This window comes from Frankia sp. CcWB2 (assembly GCF_977927585.1).
Map to the genome: position 1 here is coordinate 6,088 of NZ_CDWRCM010000083.1, position 2,008 is coordinate 8,095.

A 2,008-nucleotide genomic window follows, 5' to 3' on the forward strand; every position below is an offset into this window, starting at 1 on the left:
GTCGGGGGTGGCCCGCAGCCAGGTGCGGTCGCCGAGGTAGTACAGCCGCAGCTCGCGCGGGAGCACTCCACGGATCCGCCAGAGCAGCAGGGCGTAGAACTTCATCTGGAACATCGCCGAGCTCTCGAACGCCGGACCGGGCGAGCGGCCGGTCTTGTAGTCGACCACCCGCAGGGCGGGTCCCTGCGCCGTGGTCGCCTCGTCGAGCCGGTCCAGGTAGCCCCGCAGCCGCAGGCCGGAGTCGAGCACGTGCTCGACGTACAGCTCGCGGGCCACCGGCGCCAGTCGTGACGGATCCTCCAGCGCGAAGTACCCGGCGAGCAGTTCGCGGGCCGACTCCAACCACGCCGCCAGTTCGTCGCGGCCACCGAACAGCGTATCGACCGCCGGCTCGCGGGCGCGCACCGTATCCCAGGCCGGCTCGACCAGCTCCCGTGCGGCCTGCAGGGTACGCCGGGACGCCGGGAGATCGAACAGCTTCTCCAGGACCGCGTGCACCACAGTCCCGCGGGTCGCGGCCTCGCTCGGCGGCTCGGGGAGCCGGTCGACGACCCGGAACCGGTAGCGCAACGGACAGTTGACGAAGTCCGCCGCCCGCGACGGTGACAGTGAACCAATCAACGGCCGGGGTGCGGCCGACGCCACCGGTCCCGGGATGGCAGGAGAGCGCTGCGTCGAGGTCATGTCCTGGACCCTAGATCCCCCCACCAACATCTTTGCCACTCGGTCCCGGACGACGGGTCGGAGTATGGTCCGTAGCATCGGATCCATGGCGGATCAGCACGGCGGCGCGGGTTCGGGCGGCGCAGGCTCGAGCGCCCACGGCGGCGCGAGCCCGGCGGGGCAGGCTCCAAGTGAGCGCCCCCCCGGCGTGCTGGTCGGGCGGATCCGCGGCGTTCCCATCGTCATCTCGCCGTTCGCCATCGTCTTTGCCGTCCTCGTCGCCTACCTGCTCTCCGGCTCGATCCGCGACCGGCTGCCGCTGGCGTCCGACGGGCGGATCCTCGCGCTCTCCTCGTTGATCTCTATCGGCTTCCTGGCCTCCCTGCTCGCCCACGAGATCGGTCACGCTCTGACGGCGCTGGCGTTCGGTCACACCGTGCGGTCCGTAACCCTGCACGGCTTCGCCGGGTTCACCGAGTTCGAGCCGGAGCCCCGCAGTGCCGGCCGCGAGTTCCTGATCGCCTTCGTCGGCCCGGCGGTCAACGGGGTGCTGGCCGCCGGCTGTCACCTCGGCCTGCTCGGCCTCGACGACACCAGCGATGCCGGCGCGGTCCTGCACGATCTCAGACTCATCAACATCGCGTTGTTCCTCTTCAACCTGGCACCCGGCCTCCCGCTGGACGGTGGACGGGTGGTCGTCGCCGCGGTGTGGGGCCTGACGCGCGACAAGCTGCGGGGGCTGCGGGCCGGTGCCTACGGCGGGTTCGTCGTCGCCGCCGGCCTGGTCGTCTGGGGTGCGTCGACCTCCGACGGCATCGGCATGGTGTACACCTATGCCCTGGCGGGCTTCCTCGCGTTCGCGGCCTACCAGTCGCTGCGCGCCGCGCAGGTGCGGGAGCGGCTGCCCGGCCTGTGCGCCGGCCGCCTTGCGCGCCGGACGCTGCCCGTCGAGGGTGCCGTCCCGCTGGCGGAGGCGCTGCGGCGAGCCCAGGAGGTCGGCGCCACCGCCGTCGCGGTGATCGACCGTGATGGCAGTTCCCTGAAGATCATGAATGGCTCCGCGGTCGACGCGCTGCCGGAGCATCGGAGACCCTGGATGACCGTGGATGAAGTGAGTCGGGTGATCTCGCCCGGCATGGTCCTCGACGCCGATCTGGAAGGCGAGGCCCTGCTGGCGGCTGTGCAGCGGGTGCCGGCGTCGGAGTACCTCGTGGAGCAGGCGGGCCGCCCGGTCGGCGTGCTCGCGATGGTGGATCTCGTCGCCCATATCGATCCGGCCGCCGCCGCCCGCATGGTGGCGTCCCGGTGAGCGCCCCGCCCGACGAGCCGGTGTCCCCGGGGGAGG

General features: G+C 72.0%; 2 protein-coding genes. One reads left to right on the forward strand and one right to left on the reverse strand.

Annotated features, from left to right (window positions below):
- Window positions 1-684: RecB family exonuclease (locus ACY45C_RS10865; protein ID WP_462187494.1), on the reverse strand; the 684-nt coding region annotated here is incomplete at its 3' end.
- 85 nt (window positions 685-769) lie between these two features.
- Here ACY45C_RS10865 and ACY45C_RS10870 point away from each other — a divergent pair.
- On the forward strand, window positions 770-1,972 hold the full coding sequence (locus tag ACY45C_RS10870; protein WP_462187495.1) for a zinc metalloprotease: 1,203 nt from the start codon (window positions 770-772) through the stop codon (window positions 1,970-1,972).
- Window positions 1,973-2,008: the final 36 nt, after the last annotated feature.